At 67.2% G+C, this 23,358-nt stretch carries 15 protein-coding genes; 2 read left to right on the forward strand and 13 right to left on the reverse strand.

Annotated features, from left to right (window positions below; translation table 11 throughout):
* Window positions 1-54: 54 nt before the first annotated feature.
* From AC3WRR_RS05365 to AC3WRR_RS05405, 9 genes are all read right to left on the reverse strand, one after another.
* On the reverse strand, window positions 55-708 hold the full coding sequence (locus AC3WRR_RS05365) for a helix-turn-helix transcriptional regulator (protein ID WP_010811050.1): 654 nt from the start codon (window positions 706-708) through the stop codon (window positions 55-57).
* 237 nt (window positions 709-945) lie between these two features.
* Window positions 946-1,587, reverse strand: coding sequence for a response regulator (locus tag AC3WRR_RS05370; RefSeq protein ID WP_010811049.1), 642 nt, complete (start codon window positions 1,585-1,587; stop codon window positions 946-948).
* A 134-nt stretch (window positions 1,588-1,721) separates the two neighbouring features.
* Window positions 1,722-5,051, reverse strand: a complete 3,330-nt coding sequence (locus AC3WRR_RS05375) for a hybrid sensor histidine kinase/response regulator (RefSeq protein ID WP_492296377.1) — start codon at window positions 5,049-5,051, stop codon at window positions 1,722-1,724.
* Between the two features lie 347 nt (window positions 5,052-5,398).
* Window positions 5,399-5,908 carry a fimbrial protein gene (locus AC3WRR_RS05380; RefSeq protein WP_144062258.1) on the reverse strand — a complete coding sequence of 170 codons (510 nt, stop codon included), beginning with the start codon at window positions 5,906-5,908 and terminating at the stop codon, window positions 5,399-5,401.
* A gap of 69 nt (window positions 5,909-5,977) precedes the next feature.
* Entirely contained in the window at window positions 5,978-8,548 is a 2,571-nt protein-coding gene (locus AC3WRR_RS05385) for a fimbria/pilus outer membrane usher protein (protein WP_439669298.1), read from the reverse strand.
* Between the two features lie 116 nt (window positions 8,549-8,664).
* Window positions 8,665-9,435 carry a fimbrial chaperone gene (locus AC3WRR_RS05390; RefSeq protein ID WP_439669299.1) on the reverse strand — a complete coding sequence of 257 codons (771 nt, stop codon included), beginning with the start codon at window positions 9,433-9,435 and terminating at the stop codon, window positions 8,665-8,667.
* 101 nt (window positions 9,436-9,536) lie between these two features.
* Complete coding sequence (locus AC3WRR_RS05395; RefSeq protein ID WP_010811044.1) at window positions 9,537-10,091, reverse strand: fimbrial protein; 555 nt, start codon at window positions 10,089-10,091, stop codon at window positions 9,537-9,539.
* A gap of 416 nt (window positions 10,092-10,507) precedes the next feature.
* A complete protein-coding gene (locus tag AC3WRR_RS05400; RefSeq protein WP_439669301.1) occupies window positions 10,508-11,956 on the reverse strand; it encodes a sensor histidine kinase in 1,449 nt (482 codons plus the stop codon).
* Window positions 11,953-12,675, reverse strand: a complete 723-nt coding sequence (locus AC3WRR_RS05405) for a response regulator transcription factor (protein ID WP_010811042.1) — start codon at window positions 12,673-12,675, stop codon at window positions 11,953-11,955. Before AC3WRR_RS05405 ends, AC3WRR_RS05400 begins: the two co-directional genes overlap by 4 nt.
* 249 nt (window positions 12,676-12,924) lie before the next feature.
* Between AC3WRR_RS05405 and AC3WRR_RS05410 the strand changes: the two genes are divergently transcribed.
* Entirely contained in the window at window positions 12,925-14,895 is a 1,971-nt protein-coding gene (locus AC3WRR_RS05410; RefSeq protein ID WP_037024666.1) for a ligand-gated channel protein, read from the forward strand.
* Window positions 14,896-15,065: 170 nt separating this feature from the next.
* On the opposite strand, the gene treF is transcribed toward AC3WRR_RS05410, so the two are convergent.
* From treF to AC3WRR_RS05430, 4 genes are all read right to left on the reverse strand, one after another.
* Window positions 15,066-16,853: an alpha,alpha-trehalase TreF gene (treF, locus tag AC3WRR_RS05415; protein ID WP_010811040.1), complete on the reverse strand. Its 1,788-nt coding sequence runs from the start codon at window positions 16,851-16,853 to the stop codon at window positions 15,066-15,068.
* Between the two features lie 121 nt (window positions 16,854-16,974).
* Window positions 16,975-18,399, reverse strand: a complete 1,425-nt coding sequence (gene mdtD / locus AC3WRR_RS05420; protein ID WP_010811039.1) for a multidrug transporter subunit MdtD — start codon at window positions 18,397-18,399, stop codon at window positions 16,975-16,977.
* A gap of 117 nt (window positions 18,400-18,516) precedes the next feature.
* On the reverse strand, window positions 18,517-19,635 hold the full coding sequence (locus AC3WRR_RS05425) for a metal-dependent hydrolase (RefSeq protein WP_492296380.1): 1,119 nt from the start codon (window positions 19,633-19,635) through the stop codon (window positions 18,517-18,519).
* Window positions 19,611-20,234 (reverse strand): hypothetical protein, encoded by a 624-nt coding sequence (locus AC3WRR_RS05430; RefSeq protein WP_010811037.1) that lies wholly within the window; start codon window positions 20,232-20,234, stop codon window positions 19,611-19,613. The genes AC3WRR_RS05425 and AC3WRR_RS05430 overlap by 25 nt, the downstream gene beginning before the upstream one ends.
* 277 nt (window positions 20,235-20,511) lie before the next feature.
* Between AC3WRR_RS05430 and AC3WRR_RS05435 the strand changes: the two genes are divergently transcribed.
* Window positions 20,512-23,358, forward strand: a complete 2,847-nt coding sequence (locus tag AC3WRR_RS05435) for an AMP-binding protein (RefSeq protein WP_010811036.1) — start codon at window positions 20,512-20,514, stop codon at window positions 23,356-23,358.

Raw genomic sequence — 23,358 nt, forward strand, 5'->3', positions numbered from 1 at the left:
AGCGTCCGGACAGTGCATGGGTCGTAGTGCACTTGGCAAGCGACGTACCGGGCCTCACAACATGCCGCGCCGGATGGCAATGGCGGCAAGCTCCACGTCGTTCTCGGCGCCGATCTTGCGCATGAGGCTCTGCTTTTGCGTACTGATCGTCTTGACGGTCCGGCCGGTGCGCATGGCGATCCCGGTCACGGACATGCCCGACAGGTAGAGGCGCAGCACTTCGCTTTCACGCCTGGTCAGCAGCTCCGCCCAATCGCCGTCCGGCGGACCGCTGCAGGGCCTGCCCCAGATCAGCGTGCAAGCGGTTTCCGATACGGAAGCCAGCCCCAGGTATGCCATCCAGACCGCTTTCATGATCTCGTCGACACCGTCCTTGGCTGTCACGACATTGCGGCAGCCGTCCTTGAGCAACTGCAGCACGGCGGCACGGTCGACGACGTTGGCGATCGCGACCACGCGCTGCCCGCCCAGCTCGGCGAGCCGCGTGCCAATGCGCGCATAGCCGGAAGGCTCGCGGTCTTTGGTGTCCCACAGCGGGTAACGCAGTGTCACGACATCACACGAGCCTTGCTGCAGCGCTTGCACCAGGCTCGGTTCGTCGCCCGCCACGCCAGCCAGCTCGATGCAGGCGCTGGCCGCGAGCCGCCGGCCCAGCAGGCGCCGCATGACAGGTTGCGAGTCCGCGATGATCACCCGGATTTTTTCCATGGCCGCCTTAGGCTCCAGCGTTGTCGTTCCTGCATTCAGGATGAACCATGCGCCTGGCTTTCGAAATCAGCCAAGCCTGAAAAAAGCGGGGATATTTCCGAGGAGAGGAATAGCGCACGCGCCGCCGCACGGGAGGAGCCGGCCGGCATCGGCGCAGCCAGGGATGCTATTCAGCGGAGGGAGGGGAAATGCAACGCGGCCCGGGGACCGGCCGCAAGGAAGGGGATGATGCCAGGATCAGGGGCCGCCCAGCAGGCCGTTTGTCCTGGCGTATTCGTAGAGTTCGTAGTCGTTGGTCAGGCCCAGCTTCTTCATGGCGATGCTCTTCTGCGCGCTGATGGTCTTGCTGCTGCGGTTGGCCTGGCGCGCAATCTCGATGACCGGGACACCGGCCGCACACTGCCGTATCACTTCCAGTTCGCGGCGCGTCAGGACCGGCCGCTGTGACGGCTCGTCGAGGCCGCCCGAAGCCAGGATCGCACGCACCGATGCGGGCTGGTAGCTCAGCCCACTGAACGCGGCACGCACCGCCGGCACCAACTCCTGGACCGGATCGGTCTTGTTCAGGATCACGGAAATGCCGACCTTCTGGATATTGCGAATCAGCGCCGGATTATCCAGCATGGTCATCACCACGATCCGGGTGGTGGGATAACGGCGGCGCAGCATCTGCAGCATTGGCAGGCCGTCGCCAAACTGGCCGCCCGGCATGGAGTAGTCGGTCACGATAACGTCGCAATCCGTGCTTTCAAGCAACTCCACCAACTGGGTCGAATTGGCGGCACTCCCCACGATCTGCACGCCCACTTCGTTCGCCAGCACCCGGCTCATCCCGTCAAGGACGACGGGGTGGTCATCTGCAATGATTACCTTGATCATTTACGATCCCCCTGTTTTTTATCGGTTCTGCGGCCGCGTAGCGGTGCGCCGCCGAACTGCCGGCATTCAATGCCGGTCATCTTCGCTGCTCTGAATATTAGGAGTCTTCCGAGAAGACTGAATTAAGGAATTCCTTAAATAGTATCCGGCCAATTGCGTCGTGCCGCATCCTGGCTGCCCTTATCGCTTTCAGGGTCGTCAAAGTATGCTGCAAGATACAACGCCAGGTTGTCGACATGGGCTTGCACGACCGCCAGCGCCTGGGCCGCACCCAGCTCCAGTTCCCGGCACAGTTCGACAATCTCCTCGCCATCTTCGGCATGCGCCATGGCGCCCCTCATACGATGGGCATGGTGGCGGATCGCCTTCATTTCCCCGCTGGCTGCGGCCGCGGACAGTTGCCTGAAATCCTCGCGCATGGTGCGCTCCAGCAACGCCAAGCTGGCAACGTTATCCTCCACATGGGCGGCGCCCGCCGCGCCCGCGGCCCTTTGTGCCAGGCCGGATGCCTGTGCCGGCAGCACGGCGCGCAGACACTCGGCCAGGTCGCCCAGCAGGATGGGCTTGGACAGGTAGCGATTCATGCCGGCTTCGAGGCAGCGCTCGGCCTCACCCTGCGCGATGCTCGCGGTGAGCCCGACGATGGGCAGCGTCGCCCCCTGCGCACGCAGCGTGCGGCTCAGTTCGTAGCCGTCCATGCCGGGCATATGGATATCCGTCAGCATCAGGTCAAACCTGTGCTGGCGCAACACCGCAAGCCCTTCTTCGCCACTGGCAGCAAGCGTCGGCCGGCAGCCAAGGCGCTCAAGCTGCTGCTGCATCAGCAGCCGGTTGTAGGGATGGTCGTCGACCACCAGTATCTCCAGCCCCAACTGCGGCGTGGGGTCGACAGGCGCAGCCAGCGGTGGCGCACTGACCGGCGTCATGCCGGCCGCCTTGCAAAAAGCCCGCAGGATGCCCGCCTGATGATAGGCACTGACCAGCCAGCTGCCAGCGATCTGCTGTGGTTCCGCCGGGCCGTCGGCGCGCGCAAAGACCACGCCGGCATAGCCATCGGGAATGGCCTCGACGTGGCGGGTGGCGACCAACAGCACCATCCCTGGTTCCGGCGCCGGCCCGCGGCAAGCGATCGCCCTGCAGCCCATGGCGCGCAGATTGTCGATGGCATTGTTGCGGATTTCATCATTTTCCGACAGCACGGCCACCGGCGGCAGCACCGGCTCCACCTGTTCGCGCGGCCCGGCTTCCGGCAACCTCAGCAATACCCGGAAGACGCTGCCCTTGCCCGGTTCGCTCTGCACGGAAATGCTGCCGTCCATCAGGGCGGCCAGGCGTCTGCAGATCGACAAGCCCAGGCCCGACCCGCCAAACCGCCTTGCAGTGGAAGCATCTGCCTGCACGAAAGGCTCAAACAGCCGCGCCTGGACCTCGGGCGCAATGCCTGGCCCGGTATCCGCCACCTCAAGCTGGATGCCGATCCTGCCGTCCGCATCGGGCGCTTCACTCTGCGGCGCGCGCTGCAGGCGCACAATGACATGGCCCTGTGCCGTGAATTTCAGCGCGTTGTCGAGCAGATTGCCGATAATCTGGCGCACCCGCACCGGATCCCCGATCAGGCAAGGCAGGCCGGGCTGTGGATAGCACGGCAGCGCGATGCCTTTTTGCAGCGCGATCGGCGCCTGCGCGCGAACCGTCGATTCCAGCAGGTCGACCGGATCGAACGGCACGGCGTCCAGTTCGATCTGGCCGGCTTCCGCGCGGGAGTAGTCCAGCAGGTCATCCAGTATCTGCAGCAGGACCTGCGACGAGGACTGGATGGTCGACAGCATCTCGCGCTGGCTGTGCGCCATCTGTGTCAGGGACAGCAGCTCCAGCGTGCCCAGCATCCCGTACAGCGGCGTGCGGATTTCGTGACTCATGGCGGCCAGGAACTGCGATTTGGCAGCGCTTGCCTCATCCGCCAGCCGGCGCGCGCGCGCGAGAGCGCGGTGCGCTTCGCGTTCGCCGGTGACATCGTGGATCGCACACAGCAGCACGTCTTCACCCTCGAAGCGGGTGTGGCGGCCGACTACCAGCACGTCGCGTGCACCCCCATGGCCGGATGGCACCTGCAGCTCCAGCCGCGCGGGCTGGTCGCCCCGCCGCGCCAGCATCTGGTCCAGCCACGGGCGGCCCGCAGTGCGCGTGTCGAGCGGCAGCCATTGCGCAGCCAGCGCGTTCTCGAGCCGTACATGGGCATCGGCTGTGCGCACCACCCGCAGGCCTACCGGAGCGGCCTGCATCACGGTACGGTTGAAGCGTTCGCTGTCCTCGATCCGTTCGGCGTCTTCCTGCATCGGCACCAACATCCGGCGCCGCAGCATGCCGGCACCGGTCAGCACCGCAAGCACACCAAGCCCGTAGAGCAGAAGCGCGGCCGCCAGCGCCGAGCCATGATCGGCCAGCGCCTGCGACAGCGGATAGGCGTAGGCCGCGCGCCAGCCATGGTCGCGTTCCATGCGGCCAATCATCAGGCTGCCCTGCTCGAACCAGTAGGCTACGCTTTGCCCGCCGCTGCCCAACTCACGCGCCACCCGCTCACCCAGCGCTTGCGGGCGCAGCCAGCCGGCGTCGCTGCCCCGGTACAGCAGGCGCCCTTGGCCATCGAAGAACATTGCCCGGCTGCCTGACGCGGTATGCGTGGCATCCGGGATACTGACGTCGTCCATCAGCGCGCGTACGGGAATGGCAGTCGCGCCATACGCCACGAGATTGCCGCTGGCGTCAAGGACTGGCAGAAAGCAGCTCAGTATAGGGCCCCGCTCGATGGTGCCCTGGTACGGCCCGGTCCACAGCGGTGAGGCGACCGGCGTCTCGGCTTGCGCTTCGCGCGACCGGTTCGCCAGCGCTTTGGCCCAGTTGCTGACAACCTCAGCGAGCAGCGGCCCGTTCAACCCCGGCGCACCCGGAAGCGCTGGTGTCACGTATGCCTGGCTCCCGTCGGCAGCCAGGAAAGCCGAGCGCATCCTCTGCGGCGCCTTACCCCAGTACGCGCGCTCGAAGATGGCGAATCGAACGATGTGCGAAACCGTGGCGGGACGCTGCGCCGCTGGCGCGGACGTGCCCATCAGCATGGTGGCAGGATTGGTCAGTCCAGGCACTTCGACGGCACGGGCACTGCCTGGAGGCACGCCCGTCAGCATGGCTTCGAGCTGGCCAGCCAGCCGGTCGCTGCGCACCAGCCGATACTCCGGCCCGGAGATTTCTGCCATGCGCCGTATGAAATACTCGTGCATGGCCTTCACTTCCAGCACCGCGCCAAAATGCAAGCGGTTGGCCGACGCCTGTTCCCACAGGATGCGCTGGAACAGGCTATGGAGAAACAGGGCAAGGAAGCCGCTCATCACGAGGATCAGCAGGCCAACGACAACGGTGAGCAGGCGGCTGTGCACCTGCCGGTTCGCGCGCGACAGCCAGTTGACCATTGGCGGGCTCCGTCTCGGCAGCCTGCCTGACGCCGCGTAGCGCCCGGCGCGGGGATCGGCAAGCGCCCAAAGTGGGTGAAATACTGTCTCTGGGATTATGCATCACATTGCAGCACGACAGATGTCCTCACCAATCCCATCGCCGGCCAAAACAAGAAACCCAGCGCGGCAGCATACAGCGCCGCACAGGGCTCAGTGGCATTACGCGGAGGGACTCGTCCCTACTGGTAGGTCATGGTGAACGTCATTCCCGAGTTGGCGGCGCCGGCCGCCACCGTGCTTCCGGTCTGGTAGTAGCGTGCCTTCAGTGGAATGACGTAGCTGCCACCAGTGCTGGCTATAGTCGCTCAAGACCTTGGTGGTCCCCAGCCGAAAACATTGCCGGAATCATCGAGCAACTGCACGCCGATGCCGGATGCCGTCGAGGAGGCATCGAGCGATACCACCGAGTTGGCGGCATCGAGAGCCGGGGTCACGGCATCGATGCGATAGCTCACCGAAGTCATGCCGGCCGGGCAGTTGTTCAGCGCGATATTGAATCCCGGCGATGACGTATAAGTGCCCGGCCCGGCAAACTCCTTGTTCTGATGCGTGCCCACCGGGGTATCGCGCGGCACGCCGTATGTACCAGTGGGCGCGGTGAAGTCCAGTGTACCGGCACTCGGTGTGCAGGAGAAGGTCGCGCCGAACGACTGTCCATGCAGTGCCAGGCAAAACAGCAGCGCAGCTGCCTTCAGTATGCCGTGCCATGGCCTGGCCGTCGCCTGGCCTCTGCTCACTGATCGTGTGAGGACAGACAATATCTTGTGCAAGGCGCCACCGCGCTGGCTTTGATATGGGCTTGTAGAATTCAACATCCTGACGTCCTGCGCATGCCGTGGCTGGCATGCATTAAGAAAATGGGGGCGGCACCATTCGCTCCAGCTTTAGCGGCAAACCGCTTCCACGGTCTGATACGAGGCATTCGCGTCTTTTTCAAGCTTCGGCAGGACATAGTCCAGCTTGCATGCTTCCGCAACGGCCCTACCCCACTTCACGCTCAGTTGGCCTGCATCCGTCTTCAGCCCGCGCGCAATGATGCGCCCGCCCTGAGCGACAGTGCCGACGCTCTGGCCTTGTGCATCGAAGACCTCCGCCCCGAACGGCAGCGGCTTGCCATCCGGTCTGTTGGCCCGCAGAAGCGCCGCACGGCCAGGGTTGTCGGTCTCGAACTTCATCTTCACAATCGCGCCTGCGGTCGGCGCCACGTTCTGCTGCGTCGTCTTCAGCTCAACGCTCATGGGCAGCCCCTTCGGGTCGATCTCGATCTGGTTGGTGGCGAATGGCGTCAGGGTCGGCACCACGGCGTGGCCCCAGGGGTCCACGCGCAGGCCGCTGCCGTTGGCCAGGCGCGCACCCGCGGCATCCTTGGCCTCGATGATGGCCATGGTGTCGCCCACCGTGGGCGTGAAGGCCACGCCCCCCGCATAGGCCACGATGCCGCCGCTGATGCCCAGGCCTGCTTGCGAGAAGTCGCGGCCCTTGCTGGCACTGGCCGTCATGGTCGCCATCGGCGACACATAGCCGACGTTGGCGCCGACAGTGGCTGCATCCCTGGTGTCGCCGCCACCGGTGTAGCCGGCGTTCACGCCGTAGGTGAAGGCGCTGTCCTGGCCCAGGGTGCCGGTCACTGTTTCCTGCAGCGACGTGCCCCCGGTGGAATCGTGGCTCAGGCTGGTCATCGAGTACGGCGCGTGCTGACCCTTGCCCAGCGGGATACCCACGTTGAGCATCACCCGGGTGTCCCACTTGCCTGAGCCGACGTTGAACTGGCGCGACGCCGAGACGCCATAGTTGATGCGCTTGTAGCTGTTGTTATAGCCCGCCTGGAACTGGGTATCGGAACCGCCGCGGTTCCAGTAGTTCTGCGTGGAGCCGGACAGGTAGAACGAGCCATAGCCTTGCGGCAGCATCTGGTTGATGGTCACCTGCAGGCGCCCGCGCTGGATGCCGCCGAGGAACGTGCCAGGGCCCAGGCCGCGCTGGTCCAGGTCGCGCAGCGCCATGGCATCGGTCATGCTCAGGTAGCCGCTGCTGGAATAGCGGTAGGCGGCCAGCGTCAGGTTGGTGTTGGTCGGTGCCACCAGCTTGCTGTACGACAGCCGCATGCTCTGGCCGCTCCGGTTGGGTGCATTCTGCAGGTTGGTCCAGGCCTGGGTCACGTCGGCGCCAAAGGCGCCGAAGTCCGTGTTCAGCGCCCCGCCGCCCATCACCGCCGTGTAGTCCTGTGCCGCGATGACGCCGCCGTAGCCGGTCACCATATTGCTGATGCCGTGCTGAACGGTTGCCTGCATCAGCATCGGCCTGCTCTGGATCGACGTATTGCGGTACTGGCCGACGGTCACGCTGTAGCGCGTGACGCCCGGGCGCAGCGCATTGACGGCTGCGGCGTAGGGCACGCGCGAGGTATGGACGCTGCCATCGGCTTCCGTGACCACCACCTCGAGATCGCCGCCGTAGCCGGTCGGATACAGGTCATTGATCTCGAATGCGCCGGGGGCAACCGTGGTTTCGTAGATGATGTTGCCGCCCTGGCGGACCTGCACGCGGGCGTTGCTGTTGGCAATGCCATGGACCACCGGCGCATAGCCGCGCTGGGATTCCGGGTACATCCGGTCGTCGCTGGCAATCTGCACGCCACGGAAGCCGAAACTGTCGAACAGGGTGCCGTCGGTGAAGGCATCGCCGATGATCAGCTGGCTCCTGATCGGCGCAATCGAGCGCTGCAGGTTGGTCTGCACGCTCTGGTAGCGCGTGCCCTCGACGTCGCCGTGCGTCAGGTTGCCCAGATGGCGAAAGCGCCAGCCACCGAAGTTGAGTCCGGCGTTCACCCCGACGTAGCTCTGCGTGGTCGATATCCCGCTGGAGTCGGAGTGATAGACGTTGGCGTTGTACTGCAGGCGCGCCGCGGTCACGCCTTCGTCCCAGTACTTGGGATCGACATAGCCGCGCGCCGAGCGCGACATGGCGATCTGCGGCACCGAGGCGTCCAGGCGCTGCTCGCCGTTGTCGAAGCTGGCCGTGGCATCGGGGATCAGGTCGGGCAGCGACACGCACCCCGTGTCCAGCCGCGCCGACGCCTCCGGTGACAACCTGGCCAGGTCCACGCCCATGCGCTCGATCGCGGCACGGTCAAAGCACGGCTGCACGTTGCGGCTGTCTTCGCCCACCTGGCGCATCGTCACTTCGGCACGGCCCAACCAGACCTGGTTGACGTACAGCTCTGCGCGATAGTTGCCCGGCAAGGCCACGTTGCCCTTGTTGAAGCGGCTCGCGTCGATGCGGGCACCGCCGGGCTGCTGCAGGAAGGTGTCGTTGAATTCCACTTCCGCCACCAGCGTCGGCGCGCTGTTACCACCGGGCGCGGCCCATGCCCCCACGCCGGCGAACAAGGACAATACCACCGCACTGGCCGGACGCAGCCGGGACGGGAAGGAAGAGGTCTTCTGGGTTTTCATGGGTTTATGCCGGATATCTGGCCTTGCGCGGGCAAGACTTGCCCCTGCCGCTGGTTGCGGCATCGTCAATCGGAGAAATCAGCTCGGAAGAACGCCGGACGCGGCCCGGCGTGTGGTCAGCGCGAAGCGGCCTTGGTGGCGCTGCTGCCCAGTGCGGCTTCGCCGCTTACGGCGCCGCCGTAGTCATTGATGGCCTTGTAGCGAACCCTGGCTTCGGTGCCTTGCGCAACATCGCCGGTCAGCGGGAACGTTTTGGCTTCGCCCGGGCCGACCATGCCGCCTTCTTCAAACTTCGCGGTCTTGCCGCCGCCAACCAGTTCGAGGTTGGCGAAAGAAACGTGATACTTGCTGGGGTTGCTTGCCTCAAGCGCCGGCTTGCCGCCTGCATGGGTGACGCGCCAGCTGATGCTGCCAGGGGCGTCGTCGGCGTTGCCCTCCAGGCCCGCGGGGCGGAAGAAAAGCTTGATGCGCGAGCGGAAAGCCAGCTGCAGCTTGTTGACATCGGCTTCTTCGGCGGTGGGCTTTGGCGGGATCTCCAGCACATTGAGCCAGAACACGGATTCGCGGTCCTGCGGCAGTGGCTCGCCGGTGTAGATGATGCGCAGCGTCTGGCCCTTTTTCGGGTCGATGCGCGACACCGGCGGCGTCACGGTGAACGGTACGTCGATGGACGACGGCGCAGCCTTCGCGTCGCCCTTGTCGATCCACGCCTGCGTTAACGCCGGCGACTGACCTTCGTTGGTCAGCTTGATCGTGGTCTCGATGTCTTTTGCCTTGTAGATGACCCGCGTGCCCGCTATGACCACGGAAGCTTGCGCGTGCAGCGCGCTCATGAGCCCCAGCGCAATCACGCCGGCGGAAATCAGGGACTTGATGGACGTTTTCATGATGGTTGCAGCGGACTTGACCGGGTGAAGCGGCACACACTCAATATTCGGAAGGCGCGGAGCGCGCCGGTAACACGCTCCGCGCCCTGTGGTAGCAGGGCTTACTGGTAAGCGATCGAGTACATCACGGTCGAGTTGGCGGCACCGGCCGTTGCCGCGCCAGTTGCGTAGTACTGTGCGTAGTACTCCAGCTTGGCCGCGCCGCTGTTGATGGCGACTACGCCGGAATTCTGCGCGGCGTCGGCAAAGCCGGCCTTGATCGGGCTGTTATCGGTGCCGCCGTTCAGCAGGCGGATCTGCACGTTGGTGGCGCCGCCGGCGTCCACGATCAGGTTACCGGTGGTGGTGTCGGTGGTCGGGCCAGCCTCGAAGTAGGTATGCACGTTGCCGGTGTTCGGCGTGCAGTTGGTCAGGGCGATATAGAACGGCGTCTGGCCAGCGGTGTCACCAGCCTGGACCAGGGTGGAGGCCGAAACGGTCGGCAGTGTCACGGTAAAGTTCTTGCTGCCCGTGCCGTTGCCGTTGATCGTGCAGGTCTGGGCGGTGATCTGGCCGTTGAAGGTGATCTGGCCGTCGGCATTTGCGGCATGTGCAAACTGCGCGCCCATGGCGGTACCGGCGACGATCAGAGCAGCGAGGAGCTTGGTATGGGTCATGATGGGTGATTCAAATAAGTTGATAGGTAGATGGCTTTCGGATCCAACGGATCCCGCCCCGCCCCGTGCCGCCATTGAACCGCCAGATCTGTGTTGCAGTTGCCGGTTGCCCCGGGGACAGCTGAACTATATGTATGGCACCTAATGCCACCAATCAGGCAAGCCTTAGATCTTGCTCGGAATTTTTTCCTTTGCCGCGAACAGCTCGCCGTGGTTCTTATGCGTCATGAGGTGTAAATCTGACTTGCCGGCGCAAGGCAGATGTGCCTGCGAAGAGCCTGGACGGTGAGGAGACAGGCGCCGGATTGATCTGCATCATGGCAGCCGCATTGAAGCGCTGCATCTACGCCAAAGGGTACGCGCCGCTTGCAGCGACTGCATGGTGCAAAGGCCATCTCCGCAGCATCCGTCCGCCCTTAACTGGCCAAAGTCCCGGCCGTGCCAACAGCGCCGTCACACGTCCTGCGCGGCAGGCAGACCTGCAGCGCCAGCCCGCTCGGCGCCACGTTGTGCGCCGACACCGTGCCGCCATGCGCGGCAATGCCCGCCTGCGCGATGCTGAGACCCAGTCCCGCCCCGGTCGGATGCCCCGGACCGCTGCGTACGCGGTAGAAGGGTTCGAACAGGCTCGCCAGCGCGTCTTGCGGAACGCCGGGCCCGCCGTCGACGATGGCGATCCGGATCGCCGTCTCATCAGCCTGCAGCGTCACGGTCACGGGCGCGGGGGGGGCGGTGTACCGGATCGCATTGCGCAGGATGTTCTCGATGGCGCTGCCCAGCGTCGCGGCATCTGCGTCGACGATCAGTTCATCCGGGGGAGTCCAGCAGATCGCCACGCCCCGGGCCACGGCTTCGAAGCGGGCATCGGTGACGATGACGTCGAGCAGTTCCGCCAGGTCGATCGGGCGGAGCACCGGCGCCATCGCATGCAGCCGCGCCAGCTGCAGCGTGCGTTCGACCAGCGCGTCGAGCCGTTCCGTCTCGCGCTCGATGCGCTCGAACTGCAGGTCGAGCATGGCATCGCGCCGCCGCGCCAGTTCCAGCGACAGGCGCAGCCGCCCCAGCGGCGACCGCAGTTCATGCGCGATATTGCGCAGCAGCTGCTCGCGCCAGTCCATCAGGCGCTGCAGGCGGTCGGCCATGGCATCGAAATCGCGCGCGAGCTGGCCCAGCTCGTCGGCGCGGCGGGCCAGCACGGGCGGCGTGCGCGTGGCCAGCTCGCCGTCGGCAAGCGCTTGCGTGGCTTCGCGCAGGCGCCGCACGGGGCCGGTGACATGCCGCGTCAGCGCCCAGCACAGCGGCGCCGAGACGGCCAGCGCGAACAGGCCTAGGGAGAGCACCACAGGCGACAGGTGCAGCACCTCCCAACGCGACGAATCGAACGGCAGGAACAGCATCAGGAGCTCGCCGCCTTGCGGCAGCGCGATGGGTTGCGGGTCCCACCATGACACGCGCGCGCCAGGCCCGGGCACATGCGCGACAGCATGGCCGATCAACCCCGCGCGCCACATCGGCACCAGCCGGTCGGCCAGGCGGTTGCGCAGCCGCGCCGGCAACGGGCGGCCCAGCAGTTCCTGCAGCGTGTCGTCGACAATGTAGATGTCCAGCGCCGAGGCGTGCGAATCGATCGCCCGCAGCCAGCGCTCGAGTCCGGGGCGCCCCTGGGTCTGGGCGACTTCCAGCGCATCCTCGGTCAGCACCGCGGGGCTCAGGCCATCGAGCGCGTCGAAGCGGTACCAGGCCACCGCGGCCGTCAGCGCCATGCCGATGCCGACGATCGCGGCCATGCCCAGCCAGAAGGTCAGGAAGTTGCGCCAGAACAGCGGCAGCGGAAACAGCGCGCGCACGCGGCGGCGCCAGTTCACGGCGCCTGCACCAGCAAATAGCCCTGCCCGCGCAGGTTGCGGATCAGCAGCGGCGAAGTGATGCCGTCCAGCGCCAGCTTGCGGCGCAGCGCGCTGATATGCGTGTCGAGGCTGCGGTCGTAGCGTTCCGGCGCGCGGCCCAGCGCGAACCGGCCGATCTCGGCGCGCGCGACCACCCGGCCCGGCGCCCGCATCAGGATTTCCAGCACGCGCTGCTCGGCCCCGGTCAGCGGCGCCTCGGCGTTGCCGTGGATGGCCAGGCCTGATGCCAGGTTCAGGCGCAGCGCGCCAGCCTCCAGCCACGGCGCCTGTGCGGGCGCGGCAGGCGCGGCGCGGTGGAAACGGCGCAGCACCGCATGCATGCGCGCCTTGAGCTCGCGCGGGCTGAACGGCTTGCTCAGGTAGTCGTCGGCGCCCAGTTCCAGCCCCAGCACGCGGTCGGCTTCATCGCCGTGCGCGGTGAACATGATCACCGGGCGCTGCGAGCGCGCGCGGTGCAGCCTGAGCAGGTCCAGGCCGTTGCCGTCGGGGAGCATCAGGTCCAGCAGGGCGACGTCGTAGTCGTTGCGGGCCAGCAGGGTCTCGCCCTGCTGGCGGGTGTGCGCCAGCGTGACGGTGCAGTGATCGGGCTCCAGGTACTCGCGCAGCATCTGCGCCAGTTCCAGGTCGTCGTCGATCAGCAGCACGCGCGCGAGCGGCGTGTGGAAGCACATCAGCATGCAGCTTGCCGGGGCCTTGCGGACGTGGACGTGGCCGCCGGTCCCCGGTTCCGTCAAGAAACGTCAAGAAAACAAAAGCTATCCAAAGTGACTGGTAGGCACCTTCATCTCGAATTTTAATATGAGAATGATTGTTATTTACAGAAGACAGGGAAAATGATGAAGTTCAGGCAGGTCGCCGGGATCGGGGCGGCAACAAGAGCGGCGGCAGGGTTGCCAGCACCGGCGGGCGTACAACGGGGTCAATGGATGCGGATGCTGGCGGCGGCATGCGCCGCCTCCGGCATGACGGGAGCCTGGGCGCAGGCGCAGGCGCTGAAGACGGAAGCCACCCTCGCCACCGTGGTGGTGACGGCGGCCGGCAGTGAGCAGGACATCCGCGACGCGCCCGCGTCGATCAGCGTGGTCACGCGCAAAGACCTGGAGAACAAGGCCTATCGCGACATCAACGATGCGCTGGTGGAAGTGCCAGGCGTGATCGTCAGCGGCGGCGGCGACCGGACCGACATCAGCCTGCGCGGCATGGGCGCCAAGTACACCCAGATCCTGATCGACGGCAAGCGCCAGAACTCGCGTGAGACCCGCACCAACTCCGACTCGTCCGGCGTGGAAAGCAGCTGGACGCCGCCGCTGTCCGCGATCGAGCGCATCGAGGTGGTGCGCGGGCCGATGTCGTCGCTGTACGGCTCCGACGCCATGGGCGGTGTGATCAACATCATCACGCGCAAGGTGCCCAGGACGTGGACGGGCGAGTTGCGCGGCGACGCCACGCTGCAGGAGAACAGCGACTCCGGCAATCTCTACCAGGGCAACTTCTACCTGGCCGGGCCGCTCAAGAGCGAGCTGCTGGGCCTGCAGCTGTACGGCCAGAGCACGCACCGCATCGAAGACGATATCGACTACGGCTTCCGCGGCCGCCGCGCCGAGAGCCTGACCGCCAAGCTGGCGCTGACGCCCACGCGCAACCACGACATCGTGTTCGAGGCCACCGGCATGCGCCAGCTGCGCAGCGAGACCGTGGGCAAGACCGTGCCGCCGCTGCCGCCCGGCACCGCCTGCCCGCGCTCCGGCTGCCCCACCTCCTCCGAGACCGACTACCGCAGCGAGAAGTACGCGCTGTCGCATACCGGCCGCTGGGGCTTCGGCGTCTCCGACAGCTATATCCAGCAGGAGGAGTTCGACAACCGCAGCCGCCGGATGAAGATCAAGAACCTGGACCTGCGCACCAGCTGGGCCATGCCACTGGGCAACCATATGCTGTCGGTCGGCGGCGAATACCTGAACCAGCGCCTGAACGACCAGACCGGCAACCAGATCGCCGGCGGCCCGAACCAGGTCGAGCGCTACCAGTGGGCGCTGTTTGCCGAGGACGAGTGGCGCCTGGCGCAGAGCTTTGCCCTGACCGGCGGCGTGCGCATGGATCACGACCAGAACTTCGGCCAGCACTACAGCCCGCGCTTGTACGGCGTGTGGCATGCGGCCGAGCGCTGGACGGTCAAGGGCGGGGTGTCGACCGGCTTCCGTGCGCCGGACCTGCGCCAGACCGTGGCCGGCTGGGGCCAGACCAGCCGCGGCGGCAATATGTACGGCAACCCCGACCTGAAGCCCGAGACGATGTTGTCGCAGGAACTGGGCCTGCTCTATGACAAGGGCAACGGCCTGCAGGCGGGCGTGACGCTGTTCAACAACGACTTCAAGGACAAGATCACGCGCGTCGCCTGCCCGGCCACGCAGTGCACCGACGGACCTAACCGGTTCGGCGCCAACCCGACCACCTACATGAACGTGGACCGCGCCTACTCGCGCGGGGTGGAAGCCAGCCTGCGCTGGCCGATCGCGCAGGCGTGGTCACTGACCGGCAGCTATACCTATACCAAGTCGGAACAGAAGAGCGGCCAGTACCAGGGTCAGCCGCTGAACCAGTTGCCGATGCACCTGCTGGTGGCCACGCTGAACTGGCGGCCGAGCGAAAAGGTCAATGCCTGGGCGCGCGTCAACTACCGCGGCAAGGAAAGCCAGCCGATCACGGGGCCGTCATCCAGCACCGTGGTGGCGCCGTCGTACACCTCTGTCGACCTGGGGGCGACCTACACGGTTACCAGGAACGTGTCGGTGTTTGCCGGGATCTACAACCTCTTCGACAAGCAGGTGAACTACACCGACTATGGGCATGTCGAGGATGGGCGCCGGTACTGGATGAGTGTGTCCGTGAAATTTTGAAGGTGGCTGTTCTTGTTGTTGCCATGCGATTCGGCTGTGGCTCTTGGCAGGCGTGGGCTGTTTCGCCGGCGCGGCAAAAACAGCCCACGCTAGTCAAGAGCGACACCCCGACCGCATTGAGCAGCAATCCCCAAATCCCCCCAACGCGATGCAAGCGCAGTGTGCCCACCTCAGCTCGCCAAATCATCCGCCCGGCACCTTGCCGGCACCTCTCCGTATAGAGCCATCAACGCGCCGGCAATCGCGTTGGTCCAGCCAAAGCCATCCTGCAACGGATACTCGCCCCCGCCCCCTCCCCGGGCCGGCCCTTCGATATGCCGGATGCGGTATTTCTCCACCAGCTTGCATTCATGGGTGTAGAGACTGGCCACGGTCGCCAGCCAGCGCTGCGCAATCTCACGCGCCAGGTCGTCATGGCCATAGCGTGCCAGCCCGCGCACGGCCAGCCATTGCAGTGGCGCCCAGCCATTGGGATGGTCCCATTGCTGGCCCGAAGCACATTCCGTGGTGGCCAGCCCGCCGTCAACCAGCAGCCGGTCCTTCACCGCCTGCGCCACGGCTTGCGCCTGCGACGGCAACGCAAGACCGAGATAGAGCGGCATCACCATTGCCGCGGTCAGGCACAGCCGCGGCGCGCCGCGGCACCAGTCGTAGTCGACAAAGGCGCCCGCGGTGTCGTTCCACATGTATTGCAGGATGGCTGCCTCGCGCCGCTGCGCCGCCACGCGGTAAGCCTCCGCCGCGGCATCGCCCGCCTGCTCGCACAGCACGGCGAGGCGCGTTTCCAGGTGCCAGAGCAATGCGTTGAGGTCGACCGGCAGCATCGCCGTGGTCCGGATGGTGGCAAGGTCCGCGGGCTGGCCGGTGGGCGTGGATGGCGAATCGAGCCAGCGCGAGCTGAAGTCCCAGCCCGATTCCGCCGCGGCGCGCAGGTCGCGGAACACCAGGTGATGCGGCCGGCCGCTGCGCATTGCGGTCTCCATGTCTTCCAGGAAGGCCTCTTCGCGCGGCCACGGGCGGTCGTCCCAGTAGCGGTTCAGCACCGCGCCGTCGGGCAGGCACACCACCCGTCGGTGCGCGTGGCCCGGCCGCACGCAGTCGGCACCGTCCATCCAGAAGGCGTATTCCCGGCGCAGCTGCGGCAGGAAGTCGATGGCGCTGGCCAACTGCTCGCGCTCGAGCAGGTCCACCATCAGCGCAAACACCGGCGGCTGCGAGCGGCTCAGGTAGTAGTTGCGCGTGCCGTTCGGCACCAGGCCATAGGTGTCGATCAGGTAGGCGAAGTTCCGCGCCATCTCCACCATCAGGTCGCCGCGCCCGCTGCCGGCCAGCCCCTCCATGGTGAAGTAGGAGTCCCAGTAATACAGCTCGCCGAAGCGCCCGCCCGGCACCACGTAGCGGTGCGGCAGCGGCAACAGCGACGACAACGGCGGATGGGCCACGGGCTCGCGCGTCAGCACCGGCCACAGGCCGTCGATATGCTCGCGCAGGGTGCTGGCCGGGTCTGACACGTAGTGGCTCTCCGGCACGGTGGCGCGGGTGAAATGCGCCTGCACGAAATCCGCCAGACAGAAACCCGGCGTGTCGCGCGTTTCGCGGTAGCGTGCCACGATCAGGTCCGGGTCGCAGTTGGGAATGCAGTCAGGGAAGGTCTTGCTGTCGGCAAACAGGCCGCTGTGCTGGACGTCGACGAACAGCTCGCAGTAGCGCGCCGCGGGCGACAGCATGTCGGCGCAAGCGCAGCCGGGCAGCGTGTGCGGCGGCGGGCAGTCCCGGTCCGTGACCAGCGCCGGCTGCGCCGCCGCATGGACCTTGCCGGGCGCCGCCGATGGCCCCGGCACCGCGCCGGCGCCGTCAGGGGTGGCCGGGGCCGTGTGCGGCACCGTGCTGCCGCCGGAAGTGGCGCCGGACGACGGCGGAATGGCGGGTTCGGTCTCGGGCTTGCCTGTCGGCTGCATGGGCGCCTCCTTGCACCGGGCGCTGCCGGCTCATGTGGATAGGAGCCGCGAAGTGCGGGTAAGTTCGCGGCCGCCCCCGCAAAGCGCCCCATGTGTCACGCAGGCGCCCGGGCGCAGGCGTTCACACCTCCTTCTCGCCATGCTGCACCGGTATCGCCGGCGCGGCTTCGCGCACCCCCAGCTGCATGAAGATCCAGGCCGACGCGCACGTGATCAGCCCCATGCAGACAAAGGTGGCATGAAACGCCGGCAGCACCGCCGTGGAATCGCCGCCGAAGCGGTGCTGGAAGGTCGCCAGCAAGGCGCCCGCCGCGGTCACCGCCAGGCTCATCGACAGCATCTGCACCATTGACAACATGCTGTTGCCGCTGCTGGCGCCTGCCCCGCTCAGGTCCTTCAGCGTGACCGTGTTCATGGCCGTGAACTGGATCGAATTGACCATGCCGAACAGCGCCAGCAGCGGGACCAGCAGCCACAGCGGCAACTGCGGCGTGATCAGCGCAAAGGCTGCCATCACCAGCCCCACCACGAAGGTATTGGCCACCAGCACGCGGCGGTAGCCGTGGCGCTGGATCAGGCGCGTGGCCAGGCGCTTGGAGGCCATGCCGGCGGCGGTGACGGGCAACATCATCAGGCCCGCATCGAACGGCGAATAGCCCAGGCTGATCTGCAGCGTCAGCGGGATCAGGAACGGCATCGAGCCATTGCCGATCCGTGCGAACAGGTTGCCCAGCAGCCCCACGCTGAAGCTGTGGATGCGGAACAGCCGCAGCGGGAACAGCGGCTGCTTGCGCCGGTTGGCGTGCAGCCCGTAGGCGGTCAGCGCGGCCATGCTGGCGATCAGCAGCATCAGCACGGTGGCATGCTGAAAGCCCAGCCCGGCCAGCCCGTCGAGCGAGAACGACAGCGACAGCATGGCGATGGCCAGCAGCAGGTAGCCGGCGATGTCAAAGGGCCCGATGCCGGTCAGCCGCGCGTTGGGCATATAGCGCACCGTGGCCAGTGCGCCCAGCAGCCCGACCGGCACGTTGATCAGGAAGATCCAGTGCCACGACAGCACCTGCGTCAGCCAGCCGCCCAGCGTCGGCCCGATCAGCGGGCCGATCATGCCGGGGATGGCGACGAAGCTGAGCGCCTGCAGGTACTGCTCGCGCGGGAAGGTGCGCAGCACCGAGAGCCGCCCCACCGGCAGCAGCATGGCCCCGCCCACGCCCTGCACCACGCGCGCGCCGATCAGGAAGTTCAGCGTAGGCGCGTAGGCGCACAACAGCGAACCCACCACGAACAGCCCGATGGCGGTCTGGAAGATGGTGCGGGTGCCGAAGCGGTCAGCCAGCCAGCCCGATGCCGGGATGATCACCGCCATGGTCAGCGAGTAGGCAATCACCACCGACTGCATCCGCAGCGGACTCTCGCCCAGGCTGTGCGCCATCGACGGCAGCGCGGTGTTGACGATGGTCGAGTCCAGCGTCTGCATGAAGAAGCCGACCGCCACCACCCACAGCATGATGCGGCGGGTGCGGTCGTCGGGCTGGGGTGCGGTCATGTGGCGGGCTCCGGGCCGGCCGGGCCCCGGAATCCCGGTATGCGCCGGCCAAAGCCGACACCTTAAAGGTCTATCGCGGAACAGGCAAATCGATGCGTGGCCAAGCGCCTCGCTGCCCTAGTCCAGGCGCTGGCGCTGGTCCTGGCTGAAATAGGCAAGCCGGTACAGCCGCCACGGTGCCTGCGCACTGTCGCGGCAATAGCCATAGCGGAAGATGTCTTCCAGCGCGGGCAGGTCGTAGCGCAGGTCGGTGAACCAGACGCAGGCGACCGCTGCGCCCGGCGGCACGGATGGCGATGCCCGCATCGCCGTGATGGCGGACAAGGCCGGATAGACCGCGAACTGCCTGAAATCGGCAAAGTCCGGCCGCACCCAGAGCTGCCATGCCAGCGCCTGCTCAGCCAGCGCCTGCTCAGCCGGCGCCTCCAGCAGCTGCGGCCGCTCGGTCCAGACCATGCGCCCGGGCGGTTCGTAGGCCCTGGCCATGGCCGGCAGGCGCCCCAGCACCTGCCATTGCGGCACCCAGGCCCGATGCCCGGCCAGGTTGACGTGGGCGACGCGGTAGTCCGTCTCCGCGCGGGCAATCAGTTTCCAGTTGAACGGAGAGAACGGCTGGGGCAGCGCATCCACGCGCTGCGCCTGGATACCGGCAGTGCGCAAGGATTCGTTGCCCAGTTCCAGCGCCCGTTGCCTGAGCACAGCCTGGACGCCGACATAGGCACACAGCAGCGCCATGCCCGCCAGTGCCGCCCGACCGCGCCACTGCAGCGCCAGCAACAGTGCCAGGACCAGTCCGGACACGACAATGCCGCTCAACAGCGGATCGATCAGGAAGCTGGTGCCAAGGCTGAAGCGCCGTTCGGAGCCGGGATAGAAGATGCGGGTGCCATAGACCGTGATCAGGTCCAGCGCGATGTGGCTGGCCACGCCGAGGCAACTGACGGCGAACGCTTCCCTCCAGGCCTCGCGCCGGTGCGCCGCCAGGCAGAACAGGCCGGCAAGCAGCGCGCCCCAGGCGGGGAGCAGCAGCAGCGAATGGGTCGGCCCCTGGTGCCACTGCGCCAGGAAACGCAGCGGATGGACCAAAAAACCCAGGAAATCGATATCCGGAAAGGCACCGGCCGCAGCGCCAAGCAGCAGGCGTTCGCGCGTGCTGAGTCGCCGGCCGGGAACCTCGGCGACAGGGATGGCGAGCGCGGCCTGCGCCCCCATCAAGGCATGGGTGATCGTGTCCATCCGGACCGGGCTCCCTTGTCGCCAGGGCGGCGCCAGGCCAGGCGCTCGGCGCAGCGCAGTTGCCGTTCGAGCCACGCTTGCGTGTGGCCGGAATCCGGAGAACGGTCGCGTAGCCAACAGCCAAAGGTGGAAAGGAAGATTCCGGTCAGCACGACCTCGCCCAATTCGCGGCGCCAGCCGGATTCGGGCAGGCGCGCCGATTCCCGCAGCCATTGCACGGTGCGGCTGATATGCAGCAGGCCCTGCACCTGCAGATGCACGTGCTCCGGCTGCAGCTTGTAGCGCAGCATCTGGGCGGTGAGCTGCCGGTGCGGAGCCAGCGCCTCGAGCCAGGCGAGGATGGCCTGCTCCAGGCGCTCGCGGTGGGACAGGGCGGCCCAGCCTTCACGCGAGGAAGCGCGCACGAGCGCAAGGTCGGCCCGCTCGAACCAGGCCTCGGCCAGGTCGTCCTTCTGCCGGTAATGCCGATGGATCTGGTCCAGGCCGATGCCCATGTCGTCGGCAACGTCATGCAGGTGCAGGGCATCCCAGCCGCTGCGCTCGCCCAGCATCAGGGCAACCTCCAGGATCCTGCCGGCCAGGGCTGCGTCAGCGTTCATGGCTTTGCCATCCTCGGGAATGCGCGTCCGCGCTCTACCTTCCAGCATAGAGAGGCAACCCGTACGCGGGCGCGGATTTCATTGTCATGTGCACGATGCTGCCGGATCGGCGTGCAGTCGGGGCTTGCCCGCCTGTGCCCGGTTCGGCACCTGCCTCGACAATTTCCGCACGCAGCCTATCTTTAGGGTGTCAGTCCAGGCGTCATCGACAAGGGCCGCCGTGCCAGCCAGCACTCGGCGGCGGCCGCGGTGTCGCGTGGACAGAGGCCGTACGCGCATGAAAGCGGATTCTCCCCCGAGGCAGAACTACGAAGATGCCCTGCTCGGCATCGTGCGGGAGATGTCTTCGGCCATGCGCCCGCCGGCAGAGTCCGAAGTGACGGTCGCGCTGGACAGCACGCTCGAAGGCGACCTGGGCTTCGACAGCCTCACGCGCGCCGAGCTGCTGACCCGCCTTGAACACCGCTTCGGCGTCAGCCTGCCGGAGCAGGTGCTGGCCCAGGCCGACACCCCGCGCGCGCTGCTGCGCGCCTTGCTCGCCGCCCAGGACCTGCCGCCCGGAGCGAGCGGCACGCACCTGCGCCAGGCCCGCCCTGCCCCGGCGGCACAGGCGCCCGACAGTGCCGCCACCTTGCCGGACGTGCTGCGCTGGCACTTGCGCAGCCACCCGGAGCGCACCCACATCATCCTGCAGGACGGCGACGGCGCAGACACGCAGATCAGCTTTGCCCAGCTGCACCGCGGCGCTGCGGCCATCGCGGCCGGGCTGGTGTCCCGCGGCGTGAGCGCGGGCACGGCCGTGGCCATCATGCTGCCCACCAGCCCCGAATACTTCTACAGCTTCTGCGGCGTGCTGCTGGCGGGCGGGATTCCGGTGCCGCTCTACCCGCCGGCGCGGCTGGCGCAGATCGGCGACCACCTGCAGCGCCACGCCGGCATCCTGGCCAACGCGCAGGCGCCGGTCCTGATCACGGTGGCACAGGCGCGGCCGCTGGCGGCCCTGCTCAAGGCCAGCACGGGAACGCTGCATAGCGTGCTCACGCCGCAGGAGCTGGCGGACGGCGGCGGCGCCCCGGTCCATCCGATGCTGCGCGCGCACGACATCGCCCTGCTGCAATACACCTCAGGCAGCACCGGCTCGCCCAAGGGGGTCGTGCTCAGCCATGCCAACCTGCTGGCCAACCTGCGCGCCATGGGCAAGACCCTGGCCGTCGGCTCGCAGGACGTCTTTGTCAGCTGGCTGCCGCTCTATCACGACATGGGCCTGATCGGCGCCTGGCTGGGCAGCCTGTACTACGCCTACCCGCTGGTGGTGATGTCACCGCTTGCCTTCCTGGCGCGGCCCGAGCGCTGGCTCTGGGCGATCCACAAGTACCGCGGCACGCTCTCGGGCGGGCCCAACTTCGCCTTCGAACTGTGCCTGCGCAAGCTCGCCAATGCCGACCTGGCCGGGCTGGACCTGTCCAGCTGGCGCTTCGTCTTCAATGGCGCGGAGCCGGTGAGCCTGCAGACCATGCGCGTCTTCATGGAGCGCTTTGCCCGCTACGGCCTGCGCCCGCAGGCTGCCGCGCCGGTGTACGGGCTGGCGGAGGCCTCGCTGGGCCTGACCTTTCCGCCGCTTGGCCGAGGGCTGGCGGCCGACCGCATCGACCGCGACAAATTCACGCGTACTGCCGTGGCCGTGCCCGCGGGCGAACACGGGCCCACTGGCGAGCGCGAGACACTGGAATTCCCGTCCTGCGGCCGGCCGCTGTCCGGCCACGAAGTCCGCATCGTCGACGCCACAGGACGCGAACTGGGCGAGCGGCATGAAGGCCTGCTGCAGTTCCGCGGCCCTTCAGCCACCAGCGGCTATTTCCGCAATCCCGTGCAGACCCGCCAGCTGTTCGACCGCGGCTGGCTGAACACCGGCGACTATGCCTATATCGCCGCCGATGAGGTCTATATCACTGGGCGCGCCAAGGAAACCATCGTTCGCGGCGGCCGCAATATCTATCCCTATGAACTGGAGCAGGCGGTCGGCGCCATCCCCGGCATACGCAAGGGCTGCGTGGCCGTGTTCGGCAGTCCCGATCCGGATAGCGGCACGGAACGCATCGTGGTGATGGCGGAAACCGCAGAGAAGGATGTGCAGGCGCGCCGCGCGCTGCACCGGCAGGCGCTGAAGACCGCCCTCGACGTGCTGGGCATGCCGCCCGACCATATCGCGCTGGTGCCGCCGCACAGCATCCTGAAGACATCGAGCGGCAAGATCCGGCGCGCCGCCTGCCGCGAGCGCTTCGAGCACGGACGCCCCGGCCGCGGCGTGGAAGCGCCCTGGCTGCAGATCGCGCGCTTTGGCTGGCGCGCGCTGCGGCCGGAACTGCGGCGCGGCCGGCAGACCGCCGCGAGCCTGTCCTACGCGCTCTACACCTGGCTCCTGTTCGCAACGCTGGCGCCGGCGACCTGGCTGGCATCGGTTGCGCTGCACCGGCCGGCACTGGGCTGGACGCTCAGCCACCACGCCGCCCGGCTGTTTCTCAGGCTGGGCGCGGTGCCCTGGTTCGTGCAAGGGCTTGAGCACCTGCCGCGCAACCGGCCCTGCATCCTGGTCTCGAACCACGCCAGCTACCTGGACGGCATCGTGCTGGTGGCCGCGCTGCCCACGCCGGTATGCATGGTCGCCAAGCGCGAGCTGCAGCGCCAGCGCATTCCCGGCACCTACCTGGCCAGCATCGGCGCGGACTTCATCGACCGCTTCGATAACGTGCGCGAGCACGAGGATGTGGAGCGCGTGGTGGCCGCGGTGCGCGCCGGGCATTCGGCGCTGTTCTTCCCCGAAGGCACCTTCGGCCGTGCGCCGGGGCTGCAGGCCTTCCGCTCGGGCGCTTTCCTGGCGGCCGCGCGGGCCGGCGCGCCTGTGGTGCCGGTCGCCATCCGCGGCACCCGCTCGGTGCTGCGCGACGGCCAGTGGCTGCCGCGCCGCGGGCCAATCGGCGTGGTCATCGGCAGCCCGCTCTGGCCGGACGGCGCAGACTGGCCCGCCGCCATGCGCCTGCGCAACACCGCCCGCGCCGAGATCCTCCATTACTGCGGCGAACCGGATGCGCGGCGCACGACGCACCGGGATGCGAGGCGGGCCTAG

Source organism: Cupriavidus sp. FW305-3-2-15-C-LB2 (genome assembly GCF_058787575.1).

What these genes read in the sequence shown, in the direction of transcription:
- AC3WRR_RS05385 (WP_439669298.1), bottom strand. Translation starts at nt 8,548, where the DNA reads ATGAAAACCCAGAAGACCTCTTCCTTCCCGTCCCGGCTGCGTCCGGCC.
- mdtD (WP_010811039.1), bottom strand. Translation starts at nt 18,399, where the DNA reads ATGACCGCACCCCAGCCCGACGACCGCACCCGCCGCATCATGCTGTGG.
- treF (WP_010811040.1), bottom strand. Translation starts at nt 16,853, where the DNA reads ATGCAGCCGACAGGCAAGCCCGAGACCGAACCCGCCATTCCGCCGTCG.
- AC3WRR_RS05425 (WP_492296380.1), bottom strand. Translation starts at nt 19,635, where the DNA reads ATGGACACGATCACCCATGCCTTGATGGGGGCGCAGGCCGCGCTCGCC.
- AC3WRR_RS05395 (WP_010811044.1), bottom strand. Translation starts at nt 10,091, where the DNA reads ATGACCCATACCAAGCTCCTCGCTGCTCTGATCGTCGCCGGTACCGCC.
- AC3WRR_RS05380 (WP_144062258.1), bottom strand. Translation starts at nt 5,908, where the DNA reads ATGTTGAATTCTACAAGCCCATATCAAAGCCAGCGCGGTGGCGCCTTG.
- AC3WRR_RS05410 (WP_037024666.1), top strand. Translation starts at nt 12,925, where the DNA reads ATGCGGATGCTGGCGGCGGCATGCGCCGCCTCCGGCATGACGGGAGCC.
- AC3WRR_RS05390 (WP_439669299.1), bottom strand. Translation starts at nt 9,435, where the DNA reads ATGAAAACGTCCATCAAGTCCCTGATTTCCGCCGGCGTGATTGCGCTG.
- AC3WRR_RS05430 (WP_010811037.1), bottom strand. Translation starts at nt 20,234, where the DNA reads ATGAACGCTGACGCAGCCCTGGCCGGCAGGATCCTGGAGGTTGCCCTG.
- AC3WRR_RS05370 (WP_010811049.1), bottom strand. Translation starts at nt 1,587, where the DNA reads ATGATCAAGGTAATCATTGCAGATGACCACCCCGTCGTCCTTGACGGG.
- AC3WRR_RS05435 (WP_010811036.1), top strand. Translation starts at nt 20,512, where the DNA reads ATGAAAGCGGATTCTCCCCCGAGGCAGAACTACGAAGATGCCCTGCTC.
- AC3WRR_RS05365 (WP_010811050.1), bottom strand. Translation starts at nt 708, where the DNA reads ATGGAAAAAATCCGGGTGATCATCGCGGACTCGCAACCTGTCATGCGG.
- AC3WRR_RS05375 (WP_492296377.1), bottom strand. Translation starts at nt 5,051, where the DNA reads ATGGTCAACTGGCTGTCGCGCGCGAACCGGCAGGTGCACAGCCGCCTG.
- AC3WRR_RS05405 (WP_010811042.1), bottom strand. Translation starts at nt 12,675, where the DNA reads ATGCTGATGTGCTTCCACACGCCGCTCGCGCGCGTGCTGCTGATCGAC.